Here is a 15,661-nt window from a genome sequence, read left to right as displayed (position 1 = left end):
GATTTATGTTTGATATTGTTTAAGAAAAAAATTCAATGCAAAAATGAATATTTTTTATGTTATGTCAAAATTTTAAGGGGTTAAAGTTTAATTATTTACATTAATTTAATTTTGACCCCTATTTTTTGAGGGGTCTAACTAAAAATAGATGATTTTTTGTACTTTTGCTAAAAATACGTCATATGTCTACATTGAGATTTAATGCATTGCAAGAAGCTTTATACAGAAAACCTGTTTTAATTGAAGAAAAAGGTCGTCGATCAGAGTTATTCGGACAACATGTTTTTAATGAACAAGCAATGTTGCAGCATATGACAAAAGAAGCTTATCAGAGTGTGATGAGTGCTATTGAGTTTGGAACAAAGATCGATAGAAAGATTGCAGATCAGATTGCTGTTAGTATGAAAGAATGGGCATTGTCTAAAGGAGCTACACATTATACGCATTGGTTTCAACCTTTAACAGGAGCTACAGCTGAGAAACACGATGCTTTTTTTGAAACGATTGATGGAGGTAGAGCTATAGAGCATTTTGATGGAGGACAACTAGCACAACAAGAACCAGATGCTTCTAGTTTTCCAAATGGTGGAATTAGAAATACATTTGAGGCGAGAGGTTACACAGCATGGGATCCTACGTCTCCAGCTTTTTTATATGGTACAACTTTGTGCATTCCCACAGTTTTTGTTGCTTATACAGGAGAGGCTTTAGATAATAAAACACCTTTATTAAGAGCTTTGCAAGCTGTAGATAGCTCTGCAACAGCAGTATGTAAGTTTTTTGACAAGAATGTAACAAAAGTAAATGCTACATTAGGTTGGGAACAAGAGTACTTTTTAATTGATACAGCTTTGGCAGCGGCTAGACCAGACTTGATGATGACTGGTAGAACATTGTTAGGGCATTCTTCAGCCAAAGGACAACAATTAGATGATCATTATTTTGGGTCGATTCCTACACGCGTGATGAGTTTTATGAGAGATCTAGAACAGGAATGTATGTTGTTAGGAATTCCTGTAAAGACAAGGCATAATGAGGTAGCCCCTAATCAATTTGAATTAGCGCCAATTTTTGAAGAAGCAAATCTAGCTGTAGATCACAATTCATTGTTAATGGATGTGATGGAAAAAGTATCGCAACGTCATCAGTTTAAAGTACTGTTTCACGAAAAGCCTTTTGCAGGAATTAACGGTTCTGGAAAACATAACAATTGGAGTTTGTCTACAAATACAGGAGTTAATTTATTAAGCCCAGGTAAGACTCCTATGAAGAATCTTCAGTTTTTGACATTCTTTGTGAATACCATCAAGGCTGTACACGATTATGAAGAGTTAATTCGCGCGTCTATTGCTAGTGCAAGTAATGATCATAGATTAGGTGCAAATGAAGCGCCGCCAGCAATTATATCTGTATTTATTGGAACGCAATTATCTGAAGTACTTGATGAATTAGAAAATGTAACGAAAGGGAAGCTGTCTCCACAAGAAAAGACAGATTTAAAGTTAAATATTGTAGGTAAAATTCCAGAAATCTTATTAGACAATACAGATAGAAATAGAACTTCTCCTTTTGCCTTTACAGGAAATAAATTTGAATTAAGAGCTGTTGGATCTTGGTCTAATTGTGCTGGACCTATGACTATACTCAATACTATTATCGCAAAGCAGTTAAAAGATTTTAAGGAAGAAGTAGATCAATTGATTGCTACTAAAAACTTAAAAAAGGATGAGGCGATTTTTAATATTCTAAGGGAGTATATTAAAGCCTCTAAGAAGATCCGATTTGAAGGAGATGGTTATGGAGAAGCTTGGGAAAAGGAAGCGAAAAAACGTGGTTTGAGCAATAACAAAACCACACCTGAAGCTTTAAAAGCAAAAATCTCTAAGAAGACGATTACACTTTTTGAAGAAATGAGTGTGATGAATCATGTGGAGATAGAAGCTCGTCATGAAATTGAACTGGAAGAATATTCGAAACGAATTCAAATTGAGAGTAGAGTTCTAGGAGATGTGGCTAGAAATCATATTATTCCTACAGCTATTAGATACCAAAATACATTAATTGAAAATGTAAAGGGTTTGAAAGAAATTTTCAGTAAAGATTTTGAAAAGTATGCAAAGGAACAAATCGTTCTAATTCAAAAAATATCTCAACATATTGCTGAGATTAACTCTAAAATTGAAGAGATGACTGAAGAACGCAAAAAAGCGAACAAGCTACAAGGTCAGAAAAATGCAGATGCCTATTGTAATAAGGTAAAACCTTTCTTAGAAGAAATACGTTATCATGTAGATAAACTTGAGTTATTAGTTGATGATAATTTGTGGCCTTTAACGAAATATAGAGAATTGCTTTTTACTCGGTAATTAATAGCCTTTTTTCTTCATATGATCATTGTATTTGTTCATTACATTTTGTGCACGATTTCTCAAATAGTCTTGCACAGATTGGGGTAATGATTCTCTATCAATAGATTTAAAGGTGTCGCTATTCAGCTTGAAGCAAATTCTATATGCCATGTCTGGATTCATGTTGTACAGGCTATGAAAGTAATCTGTCATTTTCTTTGTAGTAACAGTAGAACTTGAAGTTTTCTTGGTCTTTTCATAGAGTTTTTCAAAAAATGTTGCGACACAAGAAGCATTCTTCTTACAGAGTTCAATACTGCCTTTATCATAAGATGATAAGGTATTAAAATCAGTTGCTTTTGCTTTGACTGTTTTAGTTGTATTGCTGTATGTTGTTTTCTTATTGCTATTTTGTTTTGTGTAGTTATTGATTGCAAGAGACTTTCCTTGATAATGTCCACCTTTCCAGTAGCCTGCTTTATAGCTTGTTTTACTATAATACATGACTCCTTGCCCGTTGAAGGTGTTGTTGGCAAATTCTCCAATGTAATAGTTGTATTCAGAAATGATATAAGTTCCCATTCCGCTGTAAGTGTCCATGTCAAATTCTCCAAAATATTGTTTACCATCCTTTAAATCTAGACGACCAAATCCATGTCGTTTTCGGTTTTTAAAGTATCCAAAATAGAAAGTCCCATTGCTATATTTATAAACTCCAGCTCCGTTTGTGCAATTTCCTATAATACATCCTTTACTTGCTTTTTCTTGCAGAAGTGTTTTTGAAACAACTTTCCCGTTTTTGAAATTATAGACATAAGACTTTCTTTCTTTAGCATCATTCATCAATCCTTTTCCTTTATTGTAATCAATCATTTCTGTAAATCGATTGTCAGAAAAGCGATATTGCATTCCTTTGTAGGACTTGTAATTTCCTTGCAAGAAAGCAATAGAACTTTCACCGTTCTTTTCCAAACTTACGTGCATTGGTCCATAAGGAGCTCCATTTTTAAAGAATCCTTCAGACATATACCCATTGGTATGCTTAAACTCTCCGTAGCCATTTTCACAATCCCCTTTTAGACAGGTTCCAGCTTTTTTAGCGGTGGTTTTGTTGTTGGTTGTTGTCGTTGTTGTATTCGGATTGTATTGGTCAAAAGCAATGGCGGGATATACATTGTAGGCCTGGACGTTTTTGTAGTTTTTCAAAACCACTTTTTTGGCTTGCCCTTCTCCTTGGTAAAAGACATCCGTATTGTTGGGCGCGTATTTGTAGAGTGTATTTTTTTTGATGATCGCACCACGATTAGTAAAGACGGTCACACCTCCATTAGGATGTTTAAACCAATATCCATGAGAAGTTTCCACATTCAATCTTTTCGCATTGTACGTTTTATTGAGGATCGCTTCTTTTGTGTTTTCCATCAGGTACAACTGATTGTTATCTTGGTTGAATGCCAAAACATTGGGACCCATATAGGCGAGCATTGCTTTGTTCACAGATTGATTCTCTAAGTAGAGTTTGAAATTGTCTTTCGAAGATTTTTTCCAAGTCGCTACTCGATTATCCATATTCGAATCTATGTTTATATCGGCGGATTTCACAGCTTTTCTCAGTGCTACCAAATCGCTCTCAACTTTTTTGATGTCTGTAGTTCCTGTGACCTCGCCATTACTGTATTTGATTTCACGCAAAGTAGGTTGCGGAAAACTTGGAATTCCTTTGGCGATACTCATATCCAATAAGCTTACTTGAATGACCCAGTTTCCATATTTGTCATATTTATAAGCATATTTTCTTGAGGTTGTTTGGCCACTATTTTTGTCCTTTTCTTGAAAGAAAGTTCGATCTCCCTTGGAATTGTATTGAAAGATATGAGTACCAAAACTATTTTCACTTTTTATTATGTTTCCATTTACATCATGCTCTATCAACGTTTCTGAAGGTTCCGCTTTGTTATATCCATAAATGATCTTTTTCACTAGATTATTTTCTGCAATCAATTTCTTGTCAGATTCACCATTCATCGTATATCCATCATTGGTTTTTGTAAAGGTGCTCTTGATACCCTGACCACCTTCTTTGAATGATTTATTTCGAGTGAAATTACCATTGCTTTGATAGTTGTAGCTTTCATAAGTATCTCCGTAACGTCCGTTTACGCTCCAGTATTTTTTCAATCTTCCTTGAGAATCATACTGAAAGTTATAGGTGGTTGTGGTTCCTCTACTAGTGACTTTAGATAGCTTGACTTTACGTAATTTTTTATCAAAGGTTTGAGAACTTTCCATCTTGACCTCATGCACTAATGAAGTTGAACCTCTCTTGGGCCTTGCATCGTATTGTTTTTTGTTCAACTGAACAGGAACAATATTGCCTTTGATTTTCAAACCAAAGTCTTCCTCAATTTCATGTAATGGAAATTCTAAATCGATATTGCGTATTTTCTTCGCCACAAACGGTTTTTTTCCATTGATAAGTTCATCATACAACTGCTGTCTTACTTTTAAAAGAGCTGGCTTTATATTGTTGTCATCAGGAGTTCTCCCACCAGTGACATCTCCATTAGAGTAAGTGAGTTGTCGAATGTAAAAGTTAGATCTGCTTCCATACAATCCCTTAGATCCGTCAGATTTAGATAGTGTATATGCGATAATCCAGTTCCCATATTTATCATAGACATATTTAAAATACTTCGTGTAATTCTTATTAATTTCTTTTTCAACAAGATTTGATGCATTCAATTCAAGTGAATACGTAAAATTTCCTCGATCTTCATGTATCAAAAAACCACCACTATTGTATTTGAAGTTTGTTGTATAATTCTGATTTGCACTTTTATTAAACGTAACAGATTTGGTGACCAACCCATTTTGTAAATGATAGGTAGTTGTGCCATTGGGAAAGTTGTAAGAAAGTTTGTTGTTATTGTACGAATAGTTGGAAGTCTTTGGAACTGTCCCTGCGAACTTATTCTCTTTGATCAATCCATTAGAATAAAAACTATATTCATTTTTTTCTTCACCTGCATCTAATTTCCCAGCATTAGACGACTTGCTTATGCTACTTTTTAAAACCCCTTTGCTGTCATATTGGTAATAAAAAAGAAAGGAATTAGGTTTTCCAAATGCATTGTTGAACTCGTTGATATTACTTTTTAGGAGATTCCCTTCAAAAGTCAAAGTATTGATACTATAATCTTTTTTTAAGTAATTAAAACTCTTGTTTTCAAAACCAAAACCAATATCTGTAAATGTAGATTTGATTACCTTAACAGGTTTGATGCCCCCTTTTACCTTTAAGTTGAAATCCTTAACAAGATGGGTGTTGGGAATCTGAAGAATGTCTTTTTGTGTTTTTACTTGTTGTGCATAGGAAATGCTTGTAAAAAGGATCAATAGCGTAAAGAAACGTTTCATGAAGAAGCTTTTAAAGTGATAATACAAACATTGGAATTGTAGAAGGATTGTGAAATACGTCATATGACCTATATTTCCTTTTCGATTATTGCTAGTTTTTGAAATCAAAAAATTACTTTTGCACAACAATACACAACTATGAGTCAAGAAGTTTCTAAAAGATATGCGCAAAGAGGTGTTTCTGCATCCAAAGAAGATGTACACAATGCCATTAAGAATATCGACAAAGGTCTATTTCCAAAAGCCTTTTGTAAAATCGTTCCTGATTATTTAACCAATGATGAAGACTATTGTTTGATCATGCACGCAGATGGAGCAGGAACCAAATCATCTTTGGCGTATATGTATTGGAAAGAGACAGGTGATGTTTCTGTTTGGAAAGGAATTGCTCAGGATGCACTCATAATGAATATTGATGATTTGTTGTGTGTAGGAGCTACAGACAATATCATGTTGTCTTCAACTATTGGAAGAAATAAGAACTTGATTCCAGGAGAAGTGATTTCAGCCATTATCAATGGAACAGAAGAGTTGATAGAAGATCTTGGGAAGTTTGGAGTGACTATTCATTCAACAGGAGGAGAAACTGCAGATGTTGGTGATTTGGTAAGAACCATTATTGTAGATTCTACCGTTACTGCAAGAATGAAAAGATCTGATGTTATTGATAACGCTAACATTCAGCCAGGTAATGTCATTGTTGGATTAGAATCTTTTGGTCAGGCAACCTATGAGAAGGAATATAATGGAGGAATGGGAAGTAACGGATTAACTTCAGCAAGACACGATGTTTTTCATAAATATTTAGCTGAAAAATTCCCAGAAAGTTTTGATGCAGCCGTTCCTGAAGATTTAGTGTATTCTGGTCAGGTTAAATTAACAGATAAAGTTGAGAATTCTCCTATTGATGCTGGTAAGTTAGTACTGTCACCAACAAGAACTTATGCACCAATCATCAAAGAAATCTTATCAAAATATACTTCGGAAGATGTTCGTGGAATGGTACATTGTTCTGGTGGTGCTCAGACAAAAATTCTTCATTTTGTAGACAACGTGCATGTTATAAAGGATAATATGTTTGCTATTCCACCATTGTTTAAGTTGATACAAGAACAATCTAAAACAGATTGGAAAGAAATGTATCAGGTATTCAATTGTGGGCATAGAATGGAAATCTATGTATCTCCTGAAATCGCAGAAGATATTATCGCTATTTCAAAATCGTTTAATGTAGATGCTCAAATTATAGGAAGAGTAGAGGAATCTAAAACTAAAAGATTAACTATTCAAAGTGAATACGGAACATTTGAGTATTAAGTAAAAATAACAACAAAAAAGCCTCTGTATATACAGAGGCTTTTTTGTTGTTATTTACATAAATGAGAATAAAGAGTTATTTCATTTAGTGTTTTCCAAACTTTATGTGAGAAATCTTTAGGAGAGAATTTAAATAAGAGCAACGTTTTCTTCTCTTTCTTGCAATAATGACTTTTGATTCTAACATTTAAAGTGAGCTGTTTTTTAGTGGCAAAACGGTCGTATATTTCAACTTCTGCTTTAAAATAAGTATTAGATTTCTTCTTTTTAATTTTAGTGACTTTAGCTGATGTATATCTACTATCAGTTGTATTGTTCATGTCAACTCTATTTAAACTATTAAAGTATTTGACTAAATCAAGTTCTAATTCTTTTTCTGGGATTTCTCGATCTACATTAATGCTCCAGGCATAAGTATAAGACCAAAAAAAGTCGTGTTCTGGTTTTATCCAACCTTTGGGTGGAAACCGAACTTCACCAACACCTATATAGTTCATGCTTCTTGCAGGAAATCGAAGCACTTCTTGCCCCCAAGTTGAATCTAGTTTTATTAAATTGAGTTCACTCTTTTGTCCGTAAATAGATACAGAAAAACATAACAGTGCAAAAGTGATTACTGTTTTTTTCATATTTGATTATTTTCAGTAAAATTATATTTACTTCAATTGATAAGTGTCAAAAAAGTGCAAAAGAATTGTCAAAATTTTAAATAGCTGCCTAACTAACTAAAGAGAAGAAACATAATTGTAACGAACTAAATCCTCATATGATTCTAAGTGTTTACTAACACCTTCTTTTAAAAAATAAACATCGTCTGATACTTCTAAAATTTTTTTATAAATATGATCAGTAATAATAATGCATTTGTTTTCTTTTTCTTTAAGGATTTCTTCTTTAAGTTGTTCATTGTATATGGGAGCGAGATAAGAAAAAGGTTCGTCTAGAAGTAAGATGTCTGAACTAGATTTTATTATGAGGAAAACCTCAATCAATCTTTTTTCACCGCCAGAAAGTTCTCTGAATTTGAAATTTTCTTTCTCTTTAAAATCGTTAAAGATATCAGAGAAATAAGCATAATCAACATTATATAAAAAGAAAATCTTTTTTAGAGAAAGAGATTTTGGAAGAAAATGGAATTGTGGTAAATATTTAACCTTTCCATATTTGTATAGGGGTTTGAGTATTGGATGATTGTCAATTCTAAGCAATTTGCTTTTAGGTTTCAATTCGCCAAATAGGATTCTTAATAATGAAGTTTTTCCTGATCCATTACTGCCTAGGATTCCGGTTATTTTTCCAAATTCAGCCTTAAAATAAATTGCTCGCAGGATATCTTTATGACCGTAGGATAATTCTACATTATCTAATTCTAATTTTTTCATCTTAAAAAGTTAAATAAAATGGTCAAAAATAGTGCGTTTAACAAGAGTGTAAATCCGTATAGTTTAATGACAGAGATCCCTTGGTTAAAGAAAAAATACAATTCTTTCTTTTTAGGATCACCTAAAAATCTTTCATAAAAAAATAAAGCTAAAGTTGAAAATAATAAAGTGAATAGTGTAATTCCGATATTTCCGCTTTTAAAAAGTAAAAAAACTGATAAGAATAAGGGGAAAGCAAATTTACTTTTATAAAAAATAAGGTAAAAACGGATTTTTTTCATTCTAGCAATGGTAATATTTCAAAGATAAAGAAATGAGATAAACATAAATCACAAGAAAATCGTAAATTCGCTCACCAATTAAAGAAGGAAGATGTTAGACAAATTACAGATTGTAAAGCAACGATATGACGAAGTTTCTGATTTGATTATTCAGCCGGATATCATTTCAGATCAAAAACGTTACGTGCAATTAAATAAAGAATATAAAGACTTAGGGTTGGTGGTAAAGAAAGCCAATGAATATGAAGCTTTATTGAATAATATTGCAGAAGCTAAAGAAATAATTTCTGATGGCTCTGATGCCGAAATGGTTGAGATGGCTAAAATGGAAATGGATGAAGCGAATGCCAAAATTCCTCAATTAGAAGAGGAGATGAAATTTTTGCTGATCCCAAAAGACCCTGAAGATTCTAAAAATGCTGTTGTAGAATTAAGAGCCGGTACAGGAGGAGATGAAGCTAGTATTTTTGCTGGAGATTTGTATCGTATGTATACAAAGTATTGTGAGAGTAGAGGTTGGAAAGTTTCAACAGTTGATTATAGTGAAGGAACCAGTGGAGGTTTTAAAGAAATACAATTTGAAGTTTCTGGAGAAGATGTTTACGGGACCTTGAAATTTGAAGCAGGAGTTCACCGTGTGCAACGTGTTCCTCAAACAGAAACACAAGGAAGAGTTCATACATCTGCAGCTACTTGTATGGTGTTTCCAGAAGCTGAAGAATTTGATGTAGAAATCAATCCAAAAGATGTTCGTATCGATTATTTTTGTTCGTCTGGACCAGGAGGTCAGTCTGTAAATACAACGTATTCTGCTGTTCGGTTAACACATATTCCAACAGGATTGGTTGCTCAGTGTCAAGATCAAAAATCTCAACATAAGAACAAAGAAAAGGCATTTAAAGTATTGCGTTCTCGTTTGTATGATTTAGAATTGGCTAAGAAACAAGCCGAAGATGCAGCAAAAAGAGGAAGTATGGTAACTTCTGGTGATCGTTCTGCTAAAATTAGAACCTACAATTATCCTCAAGGTAGAGTTACCGATCATAGAATTGGATTGACTTTATATGATCTGTCTAATATAGTAAATGGAGATATTCAAAAGATTATCGACGAACTTATGTTGGCAGAGAATACAAGTAAGCTAAAAGAGTTAGGAGAATCTATTTAATCTAAAATGAATTACACGTATTCCATTTGTCATCCTAATCAAGAGGAAATAGAATATGTAAACTCGGTTTTAAACAAAAAGGAGGTTGTTCAAATAGCTGAAGAATATCCTTGGGATGAGAAGCTAGATGTTTTAGAAAGCCTTTTAGAAGATGATATTTGTTTCAATCCTTCATTAGATTTTACAAACAAAGAAGATCAGTATAGCTTTTGTTTAACAGCAATGAGAAACAATAAAGACGATCTTGAGTTTTCTCTTTGGTTTAATAGGAAAATTAAGTACAAGCCATTTTTTGGATTGTTTGGAGAGAAAGAGAAAATGCAAGTAGTAGATAAGTGGGGTTTTCAAAAAAAAGATGCAATAGAATACCTGAAAATTTTCTTAGAAAAAGATTACAAAGAACTTGAAGCCTTAATGACGATATAGTAAAAACAAACTGTTTAGTTTGTTTTTTTACATTTACTAAAACCTTTTAAACATTGTTATGAAAATAAAATTAGCAATCATTTTTTTTCTAATTGTATCTATTTCTTTTGCGCAAAATGAAAAAGATTCTATACTTATTAAGGAAGTATTTAATAAGTATAAATCAGCTATTCTTAACGATAAAGGAAGTGAAGCTGTAGAGTATCTATCACTAAAGACATTGGCTTATTACAATTTAATGTTATCCAATGTAAAAGAGTTAGACTCAAGCGATGTTAGAGCTTTAAATGTGATAGATAAAATATTTGTCCTTTCTATAAGGTATAGAACACCAAAAGAGAAAATTCTCGATTTTGATTCTAAATCATTAGTGGTATATGCTATCAATAATGGAATGGTAGGGAAGAATAGTGTAAGGAATGCTGATATAGGTGAGGTTAAAGTTGAGGGAGAAATTGGATTAGGGCAATTTGTTGTGAATGGAGAACCAGCTCCATTTTATTTTCATTTTTATAAAGAAAATAATGAATGGAAAATTGATTTAACTTCAATATTTGAAATTGCTGAAACAGCTTTTGAAAAAATAATTCAAGAAAGTGGAGAGGATGATAATGATTTTATCCTTAAGCTATTAAGGATGATAGATTCTGAAGATCCTAAGAATATATTATGGAAGCCTATTTTAAATAAAAAAACAGAGAATTTAACCTTGAATCTTAAATGTAAAGATTTTAGAAAGGGTAAGTTTTTTATAGTTTCAGATTCAATTTATAGAGTGAAAATTAATATCGTTAGAAAAGAAACTTCTCAAATTGAATATGTGAAAGGTGATGAGAAAAGAATAAAACATGAAGTTATTAATTGGTTAGATGACTGTACTTATAGACTTAAGTATGATGAAAATAAAATGGAGTTAGATGAAATGGAAAAATGGATTAATAACAATAATGGTCTTCTAGTGAAGAAAATTAACATTACAGGTAAATGTATGATATATGAAGCATCACTTGAAACCAAAGAAGGCAAAACATTAAGTCAAAAAGGGAAAATTTGTAAAGAATAATCTTATTTAAACACCTCTCTGTTTATTGATTTCATCTTGTAGTTGACGTCTAAGCTTTTGCTCACGCTCTAGGGCTTTTTTCTTATGAATTGCAAATTCTTCTTCCAATTCAGAAAGCTCAATTTTAGCATGGGTTGTTACTATGTTGCTGTTTTTAAATTTATAAATAAAATAAAACAATAAAACGGCAAGAGCAATAATGATTCCCCAAACCATAAGGTTGTATGTTGATTTTGGGAATTCTAAACCTAAGAATTGAATATTGTTTTTTTGAGTGATAGTTTGTTTTAAATCTGCACCCAAGATATCAGCAACTTCTTTTGCATTTTTTATACTATCTTTCTGTTGACGTATTAGTTGCTCTTTGGTCTTTAGCTCACTTTTAATGGAATTCATAGAATCAGAAACTTGTTTTTTAAGATCCTGAAATCTAGTTTTTCTAATTACTTTATATTCTTGATAAGAACTTGAAGTTCTATATATTCTGTCAAATTTTTCTGGAATAGAAAGCGTATCAGCTTGTTGAGAAAAACCAGAAACAGATACCATTAAAAGTAGAAATAGGGGAAATAATTTTTTCATGGTTAGAATTGTTAGGAACTTTAAAATTAATAAAAAAACCCAAACGCAAGGTTTGGGTTTTTTAGTATAAGCGAATTAATAATTTATTTTACTTTCTCCACAATTGCCTTAAAAGCTTCTGGGTTGTTCATAGCTAAATCAGCTAAAACCTTACGGTTTAATTCGATATTATTAGCTTTTAATTTCCCCATAAACTGCGAGTAAGACATTCCGTGTAAACGAGCTCCAGCGTTAATACGTTGAATCCATAATGAACGGAAGTTTCTCTTGTTGTTTTTACGGTCTCTGTATGCATAAAGCATAGCTTTTTCAACCGCGTTTTTTGCTACTGTATAAACGTTTTTTCTACGTCCGAAGTAACCTTTTGCTTGCTTCAAGATTTTCTTTCTTCTATTTCTTGAAGCTACTGAATTTACTGATCTTGGCATAATTCAAATTGTTTTTGTAGTAGGCGTCTTATTTAAAAGAGCTTTAATGAGCCCAACTCCATGGTTAATAATTAAATTCCCTTGAAACGATTATTTTAAAGCTAATTGTTGCTTAATATTCGCTTCATCAGACTTATGTACTAATGTATCATGAGTCAACTTAAGCTTACGTTTTTTAGACTTCTTTGTTAAGATGTGACTTTTAAACGCGTGCTTTCTTTTGATTTTTCCAGAACCTGTAACCTTGAAACGTTTCTTGGCGCTGGATTTTGTTTTCATTTTAGGCATCTCTCCTTCGTTTTTATTCTCGCTTATATTTTATGCTGAGTGTTTACCTCAGTATCTTCTATTTTGTTTTCTTTGGAGCGATAAACATAATCATACGTTTACCTTCTAATTTTGGTAACTGCTCCACCTTACCATATTCTTCTAACTCTTGAGCCAATTTTAATAAAAGAATTTGACCTTGCTCTTTAAAGATGATTGATCTTCCTTTAAAGAATACAAACGCTTTTAGTTTAGCTCCATCTTGTAAGAACTTAATTGCATGTTTCTTTTTAAATTCATAATCATGCTCATCTGTTTGAGGTCCAAAACGGATTTCTTTTACAGTAACTTTAGTAGCTTTTGCTTTTAAAGCTTTATCACGTTTCTTTTGTTCATACAAGAATTTTTTGTAATCAATAATCTTACAAACTGGTGGAACTGCTTTTGGTGAAATTTCCACTAAATCCAATCCTTGTTCTCTAGCCATTTCTTTGGCTGTAGATAAAGGATAAACATCTACTTTGACATTGTCTCCTACCAATCTTACTTCATCAACATATTTAATTTTATCGTTGATTCTGTGTTGATCTTCTTTGATAATTCTTGCTGGTCCTCTAGACCTTTTTCTTCTAATTGCTATGACTTATAAATTTAAATCCTGTTTTTAACTACAGGGGGTTACTTACTAATTATTAAATTCTACAATTGTTTTTCCTACTTCTTTTTTGATTAAAGAGATGAATTCTTCAATTGTAAACGTTCCTAAATCGCCTTCTCCGTGCTTACGAACAGAAACTGTTCCTTCATTCTCTTCTTTCTCTCCAACGATGACCATGAATGGAATTTTACTCACTTCAGCATCACGTATCTTTCTTCCTGTCTTCTCATTCCTATTATCAACGAGGGCGCGAATTTCGGAATTTTCCAACAAATGTAAAACTTTTTCGGTATAATTTTGATATTTCTCACTGATTGGCAGGACAATAACTTGCTCTGGAGTTAACCATAAAGGGAAATTTCCGCCAGTATGTTCAAGCAATACAGCAATAAACCTTTCCATAGACCCGAAAGGCGCTCTATGTATCATTACTGGTCTGTGTAATTGATTGTCTGAACCTTTGTAAGTTAATTCAAAACGTTCTGGAAGATTATAATCAACCTGAATAGTTCCTAGCTGCCAGCTTCTTCCTAATGCGTCTTTAACCATAAAATCTAATTTAGGGCCATAAAATGCAGCTTCGCCTTCTTCAATAACAAAGTTCAATCCTTTGTCAGTTGCAGCAGAGATAATAGCGCTTTCGGCGATATCCCAAGTTTTTGGGTCTCCAATATATTTGTCAGGATTACTCATGTCTCTAATGGATACTTGAGCTGTAAAATCTTCAAAACCTAAAGATCCAAATACATATAAGACTAGATCAATAACATTTTTAAACTCTTGATCTAACTGTTCTGGGGTGCAAAATATATGTGCATCATCTTGTGTAAAACCTCTTACACGAGTTAGTCCATGTAGCTCTCCACTTTGTTCATATCTATATACTGTACCAAACTCAGCAAAACGTTTTGGTAAATCTTTATAGGAATAAGGTTTGAAATTGTATACTTCACAATGATGCGGACAATTCATTGGTTTTAGCAAGAACTCTTCATCTTCTTTTGGTGTCTGTATAGGCTGAAAACTATCCTCTCCATATTTAGCATAATGCCCAGAAGTAACATATAGTTCTTTTTGGCCAATATGAGGAGTCATAACCATTTCATATCCGGCTTTCTTTTGAGCTTCTTTTAAGAAATTTTCCAACCTACCTCTCAAAGCAGCTCCTTTAGGTAGCCATAAAGGTAATCCCTGTCCTACTTTTTGAGAAAAAGTAAATAACTCTAATTCTTTTCCTAATTTCCTATGATCTCTTTTTTTAGCTTCCTCTAAAAGTTCTAAATATTCTTTAAGCTCTTTTTGTTTTGGAAATGAAATACCATAAACACGAGTTAATTGATTGTTATTTTCATCACCTCTCCAATAGGCTCCAGCAACATTCATAATCTTTATCGCTTTAATGATTCCTGTGTTTGGAATATGTCCACCACGACATAAATCAGTAAAATCACTATGATCACAGAAAGTGATGTCACCATCTTCAAGTCCTTCAATCAATTCTACTTTATATTGATTTCCTTGTTCTCTATAATATGATAAAGCATCCGCTTTAGAAACAGAACGCATTTTAAACTCAGCTTTCTCTCTTGCGCGTTCTAAAAATTGTTTTTCAATTTTCGCGAAGTCTTTTTCTGAAATAGTTTCATCTCCAAAATCTACATCATAATAGAATCCATTTTCAATTGCTGGTCCTATAGTAAGTTTTGCATTTGGATAAAAATCCTGAATAGCTTGAGCAAGAACATGTGCGGAAGAATGCCAGAAAGCTTTTTTACCTTCTTTATTATGAAAAGTATAAAGTACCAATGATCCGTCTGCGGTAAGAGGCGTTGTGGTTTCAATAGTATTGTTATTAAAGCTTGCTGAAATTACATTTCTAGCTAAACCTTCACTAATACTCTTGGCAACGTCTATTGCATTGACACCGCTTTCAAACTCTTTAATACTACCGTCTGGTAAAGTAATTTTAATCATCTACTCTATATCTTAATAATAATGAAGCTGCAAAGATATTAGAAAACTAAAATCAATACAATTAAATAAAGTAAAGTTTTATGTATTACTTCTAGTATTGATATTTTAATGTTTTTAAACCTGAATGCAATTGTAATTATATGATGATGAAATAGTTATAAAATTCTTCAATTTTTCTTTAAAAAAGTTTGTTAGAATTAAGAACGATGTTATATCTTTGCGGTCCGTTTTTACGGGGAGTTCATTGTTTTGTTTTTGTTTTGGTAATTGGTTTGGAAAAACTTTGAAAAAAAAACAAAAAAGTTATTGCGGATATAAAAATAGTTTTTACATTTGCACCCGCTTTGAGA

At 32.5% G+C, this 15,661-nt stretch carries 13 protein-coding genes; 5 read left to right on the top strand and 8 right to left on the bottom strand.

Features of this window, described 5'->3' with window-relative positions:
- The first annotated feature begins 182 nt into the window (after positions 1 to 182).
- The gene (locus AAON49_RS02145) at positions 183 to 2,366 is read left to right on the top strand and encodes a glutamine synthetase III family protein (RefSeq protein WP_349552295.1); all 2,184 of its coding nucleotides are present in this window, start codon (positions 183 to 185) and stop codon (positions 2,364 to 2,366) included.
- Here the strand turns inward: AAON49_RS02145 and AAON49_RS02140 are convergent, their stop codons facing one another.
- The gene (locus AAON49_RS02140; protein ID WP_349552293.1) at positions 2,367 to 5,765 is read right to left on the bottom strand and encodes an MORN repeat-containing protein; all 3,399 of its coding nucleotides are present in this window, start codon (positions 5,763 to 5,765) and stop codon (positions 2,367 to 2,369) included.
- Positions 5,766 to 5,903: 138 nt separating this feature from the next.
- Between AAON49_RS02140 and AAON49_RS02135 the strand changes: the two genes are divergently transcribed.
- On the top strand, positions 5,904 to 7,082 hold the full coding sequence (locus AAON49_RS02135; protein WP_349552292.1) for an AIR synthase related protein: 1,179 nt from the start codon (positions 5,904 to 5,906) through the stop codon (positions 7,080 to 7,082).
- 50 nt (positions 7,083 to 7,132) lie between these two features.
- On the opposite strand, the gene AAON49_RS02130 is transcribed toward AAON49_RS02135, so the two are convergent.
- Together AAON49_RS02130 and AAON49_RS02125 are read right to left on the bottom strand one after the other, a co-directional pair.
- Positions 7,133 to 7,711, bottom strand: coding sequence for a hypothetical protein (locus AAON49_RS02130; protein ID WP_349552291.1), 579 nt, complete (start codon positions 7,709 to 7,711; stop codon positions 7,133 to 7,135).
- Positions 7,712 to 7,807: 96 nt separating this feature from the next.
- Positions 7,808 to 8,464: an ATP-binding cassette domain-containing protein gene (locus tag AAON49_RS02125; RefSeq protein ID WP_349552289.1), complete on the bottom strand. Its 657-nt coding sequence runs from the start codon at positions 8,462 to 8,464 to the stop codon at positions 7,808 to 7,810.
- A 372-nt stretch (positions 8,465 to 8,836) separates the two neighbouring features.
- On the opposite strand from AAON49_RS02125, the gene prfA reads away from it, so the two are divergent.
- The 3 genes from prfA to AAON49_RS02110 are packed head-to-tail and all read left to right on the top strand — an operon-like array spanning position 8,837 to position 11,402.
- Positions 8,837 to 9,913, top strand: coding sequence for a peptide chain release factor 1 (gene prfA, locus AAON49_RS02120; RefSeq protein WP_349552288.1), 1,077 nt, complete (start codon positions 8,837 to 8,839; stop codon positions 9,911 to 9,913).
- Positions 9,914 to 9,919: 6 nt separating this feature from the next.
- Positions 9,920 to 10,339 carry a hypothetical protein gene (locus AAON49_RS02115; RefSeq protein WP_349552287.1) on the top strand — a complete coding sequence of 140 codons (420 nt, stop codon included), beginning with the start codon at positions 9,920 to 9,922 and terminating at the stop codon, positions 10,337 to 10,339.
- A gap of 58 nt (positions 10,340 to 10,397) precedes the next feature.
- Positions 10,398 to 11,402 (top strand): hypothetical protein, encoded by a 1,005-nt coding sequence (locus tag AAON49_RS02110; RefSeq protein WP_349552286.1) that lies wholly within the window; start codon positions 10,398 to 10,400, stop codon positions 11,400 to 11,402.
- A gap of 6 nt (positions 11,403 to 11,408) precedes the next feature.
- Here AAON49_RS02110 and AAON49_RS02105 read toward each other — a convergent pair whose 3' ends face one another.
- The 5 genes from AAON49_RS02105 to thrS form a co-directional block, all read right to left on the bottom strand.
- Positions 11,409 to 11,984 (bottom strand): hypothetical protein, encoded by a 576-nt coding sequence (locus AAON49_RS02105; RefSeq protein WP_349552285.1) that lies wholly within the window; start codon positions 11,982 to 11,984, stop codon positions 11,409 to 11,411.
- Between the two features lie 83 nt (positions 11,985 to 12,067).
- Entirely contained in the window at positions 12,068 to 12,412 is a 345-nt protein-coding gene (gene rplT, locus AAON49_RS02100; RefSeq protein ID WP_349552283.1) for a 50S ribosomal protein L20, read from the bottom strand.
- A 90-nt stretch (positions 12,413 to 12,502) separates the two neighbouring features.
- Positions 12,503 to 12,700 (bottom strand): 50S ribosomal protein L35, encoded by a 198-nt coding sequence (gene rpmI / locus AAON49_RS02095; RefSeq protein ID WP_349552282.1) that lies wholly within the window; start codon positions 12,698 to 12,700, stop codon positions 12,503 to 12,505.
- 58 nt (positions 12,701 to 12,758) lie between these two features.
- On the bottom strand, positions 12,759 to 13,277 hold the full coding sequence (gene infC, locus AAON49_RS02090; RefSeq protein WP_349552617.1) for a translation initiation factor IF-3: 519 nt from the start codon (positions 13,275 to 13,277) through the stop codon (positions 12,759 to 12,761).
- 87 nt (positions 13,278 to 13,364) lie between these two features.
- Complete coding sequence (gene thrS / locus AAON49_RS02085) at positions 13,365 to 15,311, bottom strand: threonine--tRNA ligase (protein WP_349552280.1); 1,947 nt, start codon at positions 15,309 to 15,311, stop codon at positions 13,365 to 13,367.
- Between the last annotated feature and the right edge of the window lie 350 nt (positions 15,312 to 15,661).

Source organism: Pseudotenacibaculum sp. MALMAid0570 (assembly GCF_040151415.1).
Taxonomy (GTDB): Bacteria; Bacteroidota; Bacteroidia; order Flavobacteriales; family Flavobacteriaceae; genus Polaribacter.
This window is presented reverse-complemented; position numbering and strand designations above follow the sequence as displayed.

Coding starts and splice junctions, on each gene's coding strand:
- AAON49_RS02145 (WP_349552295.1), top strand. CDS start 183: ATGTCTACATTGAGATTTAATGCATTGCAAGAAGCTTTATACAGAAAA.
- AAON49_RS02140 (WP_349552293.1), bottom strand. CDS start 5,765: ATGAAACGTTTCTTTACGCTATTGATCCTTTTTACAAGCATTTCCTAT.
- AAON49_RS02135 (WP_349552292.1), top strand. CDS start 5,904: ATGAGTCAAGAAGTTTCTAAAAGATATGCGCAAAGAGGTGTTTCTGCA.
- AAON49_RS02130 (WP_349552291.1), bottom strand. CDS start 7,711: ATGAAAAAAACAGTAATCACTTTTGCACTGTTATGTTTTTCTGTATCT.
- AAON49_RS02125 (WP_349552289.1), bottom strand. CDS start 8,464: ATGAAAAAATTAGAATTAGATAATGTAGAATTATCCTACGGTCATAAA.
- prfA (WP_349552288.1), top strand. CDS start 8,837: ATGTTAGACAAATTACAGATTGTAAAGCAACGATATGACGAAGTTTCT.
- AAON49_RS02115 (WP_349552287.1), top strand. CDS start 9,920: ATGAATTACACGTATTCCATTTGTCATCCTAATCAAGAGGAAATAGAA.
- AAON49_RS02110 (WP_349552286.1), top strand. CDS start 10,398: ATGAAAATAAAATTAGCAATCATTTTTTTTCTAATTGTATCTATTTCT.
- AAON49_RS02105 (WP_349552285.1), bottom strand. CDS start 11,984: ATGAAAAAATTATTTCCCCTATTTCTACTTTTAATGGTATCTGTTTCT.
- rplT (WP_349552283.1), bottom strand. CDS start 12,412: ATGCCAAGATCAGTAAATTCAGTAGCTTCAAGAAATAGAAGAAAGAAA.
- rpmI (WP_349552282.1), bottom strand. CDS start 12,700: ATGCCTAAAATGAAAACAAAATCCAGCGCCAAGAAACGTTTCAAGGTT.
- thrS (WP_349552280.1), bottom strand. CDS start 15,311: ATGATTAAAATTACTTTACCAGACGGTAGTATTAAAGAGTTTGAAAGC.